Here is an 11,763-nt window from a genome sequence, read left to right on the forward strand (position 1 = left end):
TTCTCCTTCCTCAACGATCCTCGAAGCTCTTGACTGCATCGTCAATGCTCAGGTTACCAGCTTCAATATCCTTAAACAGTTGTTCAAAATCATCCGCCGGTGGGGCCGGCTCAGCAGCCGGTTTTATATCCAGCTTGGTCATGACAAATTGGGATAGTGCATGTACACTGGTGTACGAAAACAGATGGATTAGTTTCATTTTGCCTGGATAGACTTCTTCGAGCAGAGAGAATAACCGATTTAACAGAATGGAATCTCCGCCCAGATCAAAAAAGCTATCGTGGATATCCAGCTCTTCAAAACCAAGCACTTCGTTATACATGCCTGCAATCTGCCTTTCGATGCTGTTGTAATCCTCACCGTCTTTTCCTTTGAGTTCAACATGTGCATTCGCCGATTTGTTTCGTTTAGCTGCAGCAGGAGCCACCTGACGCGACTCTTCCAACTTCTCGGCTTCTTTCAGTCTGTTCGTCATCTCTTCGGAGAATCGGAATGGAAATTTGGTCAACAGTGCTTTGGCAAACCGTGGGTGGTATGTAAATTCCCCGATCAACACACGCGGCACCTCTTTGTTCAATGCTGCAAAAAATCCGGCCGTTGCCTGTTCGGTCGGAAGGGCTTTTGTAATGGCGTCCACATTAAAACCATAATCCACAGACATGCCCGCTTCTTTCCACGAAGACCAGTTAATAGACAAGGTCTTCAGGCCGCTTTTGCTGCGCGAGTAAGACAAAGCATCCAGATATGCATTGGCCGCTGAATAATCTCCTTGTCCAACCTCACTTGACAGCGACAGACCGGAAGAGAAAAAGACCAGGAAATCAAGCTCATCCTGACGGGTCAGTTGGTCCAGTATCCAGGCTCCCTGCACTTTTGGATGAAGGACTTCGTCAAACGTTTCCTGCGTTTTGCGGATCAAATATCCAACCGCCGGTACACCTGCACCGTGGATCACTCCTGTGATGGACCCATGCTTTTCCCTGACATCGGCCAGTACATCCTGCATCGCTTCATAATCCGATACATCCGCTGCATAACAGGATACTTCTGAACCCTGTTGTTCAATCTCCAGGAAATTGCGGAGACGAGCAACCGTCTTGGATTCAAGCTCAGGGTCATTAAGCAGTGTCTCCCATTCCGATCTTGCAGGCACTGGGGTACGCCCAATTAACACAAGTTTGACCTCTGCTTGGGAAGCGAAAAATTTTGCCATTTCCTGACCAATCCCGCCTGTACCTCCAGTAATGACATACACACCACCCTGTTGAATATGGACAGGAGAATCTGCCAGCTCATCGGCTTGAACCTCACCCAATTCCTCGATATAACGGACCCCACTACGATAGGCAGAGGTATAACTCTGATCTTGGGAACCCATTTCCTGAAACAGTTCATCTGCCCCTGCGCTTTCGTCCAGATCAATGCTTCGACAGGTAATATGCGGATATTCCAAGGCGAGCACTTTACCCAAACCGTATAACGAGGCCGCTTCAGGAGAAAGTCGACTCTCATCCGTTGTAACTTCGTAGACCTGTTCGGAGACCAGCATCATATTCAGTGCGTTGTCACTTCCGTGTTCAATGAGTGCACGAATCAGATAAAACAGGCTATATACGCCCTTTTGCTGACTATGTTCCAAGTCCTGAAGTGTATGAATTTCTGCAGAACTCGGCACCGCAAAGAGATGTACAATGTCACTTATGGATGTATTCCCCAGCGCTGCAAATAGCTCAGCAAAGTTGCTTTCCGAACCATTCACCGTGAACGAACCGTCAGGTTCATGCTTGAAAGATTCTCCGTAACGCACCTCAATTACTTGGCGCCCTGACTGCTTAAGGCGTTCAATCAATGCGCTTCCCCGTTTACCCTCATCCTTCAAAATCAGAACTGCACCTGTTCCCTGAATCGGTTCTGGCTCTGTTAGATCAGCTTTCCTCCAGTTCATCCGATAGAATCGGGCTGGCGTCGGTTCTTCCGAGACCGCACTGCTGCAATTTGCGGTAGCGGCAGTACGAGCGCCCTCGGGAACTTCAAACCAGCAGCGAGTCCGGGTAAATGGATAGGTTGGCAGACTTGTTTTGCGCAGTCCGTCTCCTGTGTATAGAAGCTCCCAGTTCAGTTCTGCACCTTGTACATAATGCAGTCCAATCTGGTCCAGTATGTCCTGTACAGCCTGCTGACCCTTACCCATCTTCGCCAGTTCCGGATTCAGACTCATAGTCCGATGGCCCTTGTGGCCATCTTCGCCACCTGTGGCTGGTGAATCTGGACGATTTTGATCGTTGCTAACCTTGTGATAACCGTAATATATCCCTGGACTTCGATGTCCACTGGGTCCACTACTTTTGCTTAAATTCTCATCGGCTCCGATCATTCGTCCAGCTTCATTTAATCGAAGCAAGAGCTCTTCCGCATCCTGCCCGGTGACCAGTAAACGGTAGGCGTAGTGCCCCCTCCCTGTGTTGGCGGTATAACACAGAGAAGGTACATTCTGAGTTTCAACTTGAGAGAGAACGTAAGTATATTCCGTAATCAGCGTCTGGAGCGCTGCCTGCGTTTTGGCCGATACGGTTAGAAGATGTTCTCCGCGTATTTCCAGCTCTTTAACCGTAGTGGTCGGCGCTTCTTCCAGCACAATGTGACAATTGGTCCCACTGATGCCAAATGCACTAACACCGCTACGTCGTGGCGTGGCCGCGTTATCCCACTCCCGCAACCGGGCATTCACATAGACCGGGGATGCCGCAAAATCGATGGCCCGATTCGGTCTGTGAAAATGTTTGGAGGCAGGAATCTGTTTATGTTTCAGTGACAAGGCCGATTTGATCAAACCCACGACACCAGCCGCCTCTGACAGGTGACCGATATTCGTTTTGACCGAGCCGATTCCGCAAAATTGACTTTTACCCGTGTGACGCCGGAATGCCTGCTCAATCCCTTGTACCTCAAGCGGATCGCCCAGCATGGTGCCACTGCCATGAGTCTCAATATAAGAAACCGTCTCGGGATCGATACCCGCATCCGCCCAGGCTTGAAGAATCGCTTCCGTCTGTGCCTCCGGGTTCGGGGCAGCGATACTGATGGATTTACCGTCCTGGTTTACGCCATACCCTTTGATAACAGCGTAGATCTGATCCCGGTCTTCCAACGCTTTACCCAATGGTTTGAGCATCACCACCCCTGCGCCTTCACCAATACCCGATCCGTCCGAATCGTCATCAAACGCTTTGGTTCTCCAATCGGTGGACTCAATCCCAATTTTGATATGATCACTCTTTAGCGGAACCAGATTAATCTTGATTCCCCCAACGAGCGCCTGATCGCATTGCCCTTCCTTGATCGCCTGACACGCCAGTGTAATGGCCACCAGAGAGGATGAACAAGACGTATCCACTACCAAGCTCGGCCCTTTTAAATCCAGTAAGAAGGATAACCGACCAGCCGCTACAGAAGCCAGATTACCCACAAGCGAGTACGCAAAGGATTCCGGTTCCGCATCGTAGATAAAACGTGAGTAAAGATCCCGAATATTGTTGGAAAGGCCTAGGTATACCCCCGTGCGGCTGCCAACCAGTTTCCCTCCCCCATACCCTGCGTCCTCGATCGCTTTCCATGCCGTTTCCAGAAACAGCCTGTGATTGGGGTCCGTCAGACTGGCTTCTTTGGGTGACATTTTAAAATAGGCATAATCAAATTTATCAATCTCATCCAGATAGGCATTTTCGTTGAATTGAATCTCGTCTGGCGACATACCTAGATATTGCAGATACGAATGAATGTCCGGCACTCTGGATGCCGGAAAGGAACGAATGCTGTCCGTACCACTGACGATGTTGTCCCAGAATTCTTCGGGAGAATCAGCTTGCGGCAATTTCAAAGCCATGCCCACAATGGCAATATCTTTGGCAGTATTGGTTGACCCGGACGCAGTATAGGCGTCCTCCTCCGATTTGAGTTTTTTGAGCAGCTGCACGGCCACTGTTTTGTCCAAGCTTCCGTCTTGCAGATGTTCCATGACAAACTTGTATACACTCTCCACCACAGTTCCTCCTTTACAGGTTAATCAGGTTATTCAAAGCCTGCTGCAGCGTAACGTCGCCACTTTCCATCTGGTCGATTACACGCTTCAGATCCTGCTCCATGTCTTGTGGCTTCGAAGTAGCCTTCTCATCCATAAACCGAGCCAATCTGCTAATATTGGAGTTCGCAAACAAATCCGTGACTTTGGTCAAACCAGGAAACTGCTGATCAATCCGGGCCTGAACCTGTATAAGCACAATGGAATCAGCACCCATCTCGAAGAAACTGTCCCCTACATTAATCTCATGAAAACCAAGCATCGTTCGACAGATGGAAGCGAGTGCCTTTTCAGTTGGTGTATAGGATGCGTCTGATTTACCTGTCAAAACCACTTCTCCGTCACGTTCCTCTGACGAGGATACCCGGAGACGCTTGTTGGCCATTTGCTTCATCCGTTGGTCCAGTTGAACGCGAATAGCGGAAGAGAGATCAAACGGACTTTTGGCCAGTGCCGATATCAATTGACCCTCATAATGAATCTGACCAATAAGTACTCGGCGAACCGATGATTGCCGCATCACAAGAGATAATTGATTCATCGCTTGTTCCGTAGGCATGGCTTTGAACAACGTATCCACAGCAAACCCATGCTCTGCTGACATACCCGTTTCCTTCCAGGTAGACCATTGCACAGTCAGCGTGCGCTTGCCCATCATTGATCTGTAGTCAGCATATGCATCTAGGTAGGCATTGGCAGCAATGTAATCCACCTGTCCCGGGGCGCTGAATACCGAAGCGATCGATGAATATAGCACCATAAAATCGAGATGATCCTGTTCGGTAAGTTGATCCAATACCCAAGTACCATGTACTTTGGGAGAGAATACCTCGGTGAATCCCGCCTGTGAACGGCTTGTGATCATTTCCGAGCTTCCAACCCCTGCGCCATGGACAACCCCTTTAATTTTCCCGAACGTTGCCCGAAGCTGATCCAGAACTACACGCATGGCATCCAGATCCGACACATCTGCAGCATGGCAACTAACCTGATGTCCCCGGCTCTCCAGTTCACGAATAACTGTAATTTGATGAATCACCTTGAATCTCGATTGTTCTGCAACAATGGCATCCCATTCCTCACGTGCAGGCATCGGTGTACGGCTGATTAATGCTAGGTTCACTGGAGCGTCGGAAGCCAGATATCGCGCGGTTTCCAAGCCAATTCCACCGGTACCACCGGTAATGATGTACACACCATCGTTGTCAAAAATAAAGGCATCTTCAGCAGGTGCAGATTCATTCAATGCTCTGAACTCCTGAACATACCGTGTTCCATTACGATAGGCCACCTCATAGTAGGAAGATGTCGTACCGATCTCTTGCAACAACTGCTCCAGAGAAGAGTCCTCATCCATATCTATACAACGGCAATGAACCTGTATGTTCTCCTTGCCTACCACTCTGCCCATTCCAAAGGCAGAAGCCAGATGAGGCTTTATCCGCTCCGTACCGGTAATGCAATTGACCTCACGGGATACCAGAACTAACTCCATGGGCTGGCTCAGAGAACTGGACAACAGCGCTCGAATAAACCGGAAGAACCCATATACACGTTCATCTAGAACAGACTCTAATGATTCCATGTCACTAAATACACTTGCTGCATGTTCATCACTGCCCACACCGTTTAGATACACCACTCTGGAAAGTTGGTCTAGGCCCGCCTGTTGCAGCACACGCTGATAGACTTCCACCTGTTCCAGATTTCGACTGTCCGTGTCAGATTGCAGAACATCCGCCTGAAGTACGGTATATACCTGCATCCCCGACTGTTCCATACGTGCTGCTATCTCAGCTGCATAATCGGACCCATCCAGAAGTACCAGTGTAGTACCATGGCTCGCTTCGATCGGCTGATCGGAATCCTCTTTCGCTATCTCCTTCTGCTGCCATACAAGCTCGTAGGCTTCCGGTACCGATCTGTTGCTCGCTTGTGCATACACTGAAGACTGCTCGGGAAGATCCACCCAGCAGCGTGTATTATCGTATGGATACAATGGAAGACTGATTTTACGAATTTCCTCTTCCCTGTACATCAGGCTCCAATCCACGTCACTGCCTGTAGTGTACAGTCTGCATAATTCATATAATAAACCCGGATCTGAAGACTCCATGTATCGGGATAGGCAATCTCTGCCCCCCTGCTTCAAGATGGACTTCTCCTGCCCCGTCAATTCGTGGTCTTTCCCTTTGATCTTCTCTGTGACTACTTTATGCACGCCATAATAGAGCTGATGCTCACCTGTGGATTCGAGACCTGATGTAGCGAGTAGCCGCAACTTCATGAGCAGATCGGATGTGTCCGTCACTCCAAAGGCAATCCGATATACATGATGCCAGCGCCCCGTATTCGCGGTATAACATATGTTTTTGAGCGAAAGTTCCTGCTGACGTTCTGAGATAAAACGGATATAGTTATCAACCAGCGCAAGTAATGACTTGCGGCTCTTGGCACTTAGCGTGAACACTTCCACATCTCTGGTAATCTTCCGTTCCTGGATCACAGGCGGCTCTTCCAGTACGAGATGGCAGTTGGTTCCGCTAAATCCAAAGGCACTGACTCCGCAGCGAAGCGGCTCCCCGTTCCCGTCCCATGGTCTCGATTTCGTGTTGACATACAACGGCGAATCCTGGAATGAAATGGATGAGTTAGGCTTATCAAAATGAAGCGTAGGTGGTAATACCCGATGTTTCAAGGCCATAGCCGCTTTAACCAGACTGCCCACACCAGCTGCTTCAAACAAATGGCCTATATTGGACTTGACCGAGCCTATAGCAACAAACTGATGCTTGTCTGTATATCGGCGCAGCGCTGTGGTAAGTCCATCCATTTCAATTGGATCGCCGAGCTTCGTCGCTGTACCATGCGTCTCCACGTAACCAATGGTCGAAGGATCAATACCGGCATCCTGCCATGCCTTCACAATGACATCCGTCTGTGCTTCAGGATTCGGAGCCGTAATGCCAATCGAAGCTCCATCCTGATTAATGGCACTTCCTTTGATAACCGCATAAATATTGTCTTTATCCGCAATCGCCTTGCTTAGTGACTTCAATACTACGGCGGCTCCGCCTTCACCAAGCCCCGAACCATCTGCTTCTTGATCAAATGGCTTGGTTAATCCATCCGAAGATTCAATGCCGACTTTCAAATAATCATGATCCAACGGACTGAGGCTGATCCGTGCACCTGCGACAATCGCCATCTCGCAATCACCATTACGAATGGCCCGGCAGGCCAGATGGGTAGCGACAAGTGATGCAGAACATGCCGTGTCGATCACCATCGTAGGCCCCTTGAGATCCAGTGGATAGGCAATACGAGTCGGCATCATGGCTGTGATGTTCCCGACAATGGACATCGGATATTGATAGGGGTCCAGATCACAGATCATTTTGAGATAAGAATCGTTCAGGCTACTTGCAAAACCCATATAGACACCTGTATTTGTTCCTTCGATGCGCCCTCCGTAACCTGCATCCTCTACCGCATGCCATGACGTCTTCATGAATAACCGCTGAATCGGGTCCGTTAATCCGGCCTCCTTCGGAGACAAACGGAAATACTTATAATCAAACTGATCAATATTATCCAGAAATGCACCCTGAAGGTACTGCACTTCTTTGTCCGCACCCAGCTTGGCATTCATCCATTGATGATAGGCATCCATGTCTTTTTTGCGTCCCTCTGGAAAATCCGTTGTACAGTCCACACCGTTCAAGATGTTGTCCCAATACTGCTCTGCCGTATCAGCCATTGGCATTTCCGCAGCAATCCCAATAATGGCGATGGCCTCATCCTGTTCAACGATTGGTTTCTTTTGCTCCAGAGGAGCAGCCGCTTTTGCTTTTACAGCCGTGCCGTTACCCTGGTTCACATGCAGTGCCAGCTTATGGATAGACGTATGTGCAAATAAATGAGCAATCTTCACTTTACCCGGAAACTCCTCGTTCAGCCTCTCATGCATACGGATCAGCATAATGGAGTTGCCCCCGAGATCGAAGAAATTATCATAGATATTGATCTCCTGATAACCCAGAATCTCACTGTATATGCGTGCTACCTGCTGCTCGGTTTCCGAATAGAGTCCCCCTTCATTCCCTGAAAGATCTACGGGCCCCGTATGCTTCTCCTGTGGTACGGTCCGGTTGGAACGATTCGATGCTCCCTGGTCAGCGATTTCCTTACTCCGCTTCACTCCGGCTTCCAACTTATCCGACAAACGGAACGGGAACTGCCCAAGTGCAGCGAGATGTTTACTTCCATAATTCATCGCACCGATGAATACTCGCGAGAGTTGTCTGCTCATGGCTGCTTCCATCGCTGCGATACCATCCGTTGTAGGAATGGTTTTAAACATGCCATCCACATTGATACCAAATTCTACGGACATCCCGGTCTCTTTCCACGATACCCAATCAATGGAGAGTGTTCTTCGACCCTGCCCTGTCCTCCATGCCGCGAAGGAATCCAAGTAACAATTGGCTGCCGTATAATCCCCTTGTCCAATTTCACCGATCACAGATATACCGGAAGAGAACAATACCATAAAGTCCATGTCTTGATCTCGCGTCAGTTTCTCCAGAATCCAGGTTCCCTTCACCTTGGGTCCAAGAATGGTCTGGAATTCCTCATCGCTTTTGCGATATATAAATCCGTCTCCGGGAATACCTGCTCCATGAATAACACCATGTATGTCCCCGTAGCGGTGGGTGATATCCTGAATCACTTCCGTCATGCCCGCAACATCGGCAAGATCCGCATTATAATAATGAACGGTTGCGCCCAATGCTTCCAGTTCAAGGATGCCTTGCATCTTGGGACCGCGGGAATCTTGGCCTGCTTCCAATATGTCTTCCCATTCCTCCTTTGCCGGAAGAAGTGTCCGACCAACAATCGCCAGCTTCACTTGCTCCGAAGAAGCCAGAAACCGTGCTGCTTCCAGACCAATACCACTTGTACCGCCTGTCACGAGATATAAACCGCCTGGACGCACCTTGAAAGGTACGCTCTCATGTTCATTAAGATCCATCTCTGTAAAGGTCTCCGTATAACGCTGGCCTTCACGATACGAAACAGCATAAGCTTCACCGTTGATATGTCTTTCCTTGAGGATATCCTTCGCAGATATGGACTGATCCACATCTATAAACTTGCTCCGAATATGTCCATATTCCTGCTGAATCACTTTACCAAGTCCCATTAAGAGTGCATTATGAGGGGTAATCCTCTCTTCTCTTCCTGTGACTTGTCCAGCGTACTCAGCAATCAGGTTCAGATGAATTTCTTCAGCAAAGCCTTTGCTCATAAGCGCCTGAATCAGATAGACCGGTGAGTAGAAAGCTTCCTGTTGTCTGGCTTCAATAGCTGCCAAATCTTCAGGATATAATGAATTGCCCATCATGGATAAATAGATGATTTCAGTAATTTCACCGTCTGTGAACATGTTTAACAGCTCAGTATAGGCCGCCGGAGCAGCTCCGCCGACTTCGTATTGATTCTCCGATATTTGCCGGAACTGGTTACCCGGTCTCACATGGACTACCCGCTTGCATTCGCCCTCCAGTTCTGCCGACAGTTCCTGTTCCAATTCGGTACCATTACCGATCATCATGACTGTGCCTGAAGAGGAAGGCACCGAGGTATGCAAAGTCGTATCCCCATCGTCCTCTATCCAGCGCACCGTATGAAAATAGTCCTTTAACGACACAGCAGTCGGGTCTTGAATATCAATCCAGCATCTGCTGGGCTCAAACGGATACGTAGGTAAACTCAACTTCCGTACCTGTCTTCTTTGATATAGCTGCCCCCAATCCATCGTTGCACCCTCCGCATAGAGTAAAGCCAGCTCCCGAAGTGCTGATTCATCCCATACAAGAGGACTGGAAGCAAGTTCTTTGATCCGTTCCTGTGCCTGAGACGATTGACGTCTGGTGCGCTCACGTTCTTCCGATCCCATACGCTCGGCTCCTGTAGGCTTAGGAGCGGGAGCACCGGTATAGACTCCCTCTTGTGTCTTCAATTGGGTCCACGGTTGTTCCAACAGGTGAATCAGTTGAGCCGTGTCTTCCACAAGCAGGGACAGACGATGTTCATAATGCCCACGACCTGTAGCTGCCGTATAACAGACATTCGCAACAGGAACTTCACGATTCTCCTTCAGGAAACGCTCATACCGCTGGAGCAATCGAATAAGCGCTTCTTCCGTCTGAGCCGAACATACAAACAGCTGCTTGCCTAAATCCTGATCCTCTCCTGGGTCTTGAGCAGTAACGGCTGGAGCTTCCTCAAGCACGACATGACAGTTGGTTCCGCTGAATCCAAAAGCACTGACACCACATCTGCGCGGGACTCCCTCTTCCGCTTCCCAGGGTCGGAGTTGTGTATTCACATACACTGGCGTTTGCTCAAACCGGATGTTGCGGTTGGGTTTGGCAAAATGAAGAGACGGCGGCAGCTTCTGATGTTTCAAGGCCATCACTGCTTTGAGCAGCCCTGTTACGCCTGCACATTCATATAAATGACCGATATTGGATTTCACAGAGCCAATCGCGCAAAATTGTTTTTTGGTGGTAAACTGTTCAAAAGCATTGGTAATCCCTTTAATCTCAATCGGGTCTCCTAGCTCCGTCGCTGTACCATGGGCTTCAATATAACGGATGGTCTCAGGGTCAATCCCCGCTTCTTCCCATGCCTTCACGATCGCTTCGGATTGGGCACGCGGATTCGGTGCAGTCAACCCAATAGAGGTTCCATCCTGATTGGCAGCAGTTCCCTTAATGACGGCGTAGATATGATCCCCATCCTCAATGGCCCGACTTAACGGTTTTAGAAGAATGGCGGCCACACCTTCACCCACACCTGCCCCATCTGAGGCATCATCAAATGTCCGCGTCTCCCCGTCGGAGGACTCAATGCCAAATTGCTCATATTTATTAAAAACAGGGAGCGTATTCACCTTCACCCCACCCGCTATGGCTGCATCACACTCACCACTTCGGATCGACTGACAGGCCATATGAACAGCAACAAGAGATGATGAACATGCAGTATCCACCACCATGCTGGGGCCTTTCAAATTCAGCAAATAGGATATTCTCCCCGCCAGTACCGCAGTCACATTGCCCGTTACCGAGATGGAGATGGATTCCGGTTCTACATCGGCGATAATATTGGCATAATTGTCTCGGGTGCTGCTGTAATACCCTACATACAATCCCGTATTGCTACCGGATAACTTTGCGCCTCCATAACCTGCATCTTCCACCGCTTCCCATGCCGTCTGGAGAAAAATTCTCTGGTCAGGACTCATCAGGGCTGCTTCTTTGGGTGTCAGCTTAAAGTAGCGATAATCAAATTTGTCCACTTCATCCAGGTAGGAACCTTTAATAAAGCTCAGCCCATCTTCATCCTGCTGTTTGAAACGTACATATTTCAGCACATCCTCTTGTCTCGCTTCAGGGAACTCCACAATGGAATTCACTTTGTTCTCGATATTGTTCCAGAACTCCTCCACATGATCAGCCATGGGCATATGCGCAGATATGCCGATAATGGCAATATCTGCACGAGTGTTCTTTTTCTGCTGTTTCAACAGCGTAATCATATCAATCGCCGTTTTTTTGTCGATTTTGCCACCAGATGTATTCTCAATAATGTATTTAAGCAACTGTTCCAATGTA

General features: G+C 49.0%; 2 protein-coding genes. Both read right to left on the reverse strand.

Annotated elements, in window-relative coordinates; genetic code table 11:
• Positions 1-10 precede the first annotated feature (10 nt).
• A complete protein-coding gene (locus MHB43_RS28180) occupies positions 11-4,039 on the reverse strand; it encodes an SDR family NAD(P)-dependent oxidoreductase (RefSeq protein ID WP_405130859.1) in 4,029 nt (1,342 codons plus the stop codon).
• A 13-nt stretch (positions 4,040-4,052) separates the two neighbouring features.
• Positions 4,053-11,759, reverse strand: coding sequence for an SDR family NAD(P)-dependent oxidoreductase (locus MHB43_RS28185; RefSeq protein WP_405130860.1), 7,707 nt, complete (start codon positions 11,757-11,759; stop codon positions 4,053-4,055).
• Between the last annotated feature and the right edge of the window lie 4 nt (positions 11,760-11,763).

This window comes from Paenibacillus sp. FSL H8-0317 (assembly GCF_045040685.1).
GTDB lineage: Bacteria > Bacillota > Bacilli > Paenibacillales > Paenibacillaceae > Paenibacillus.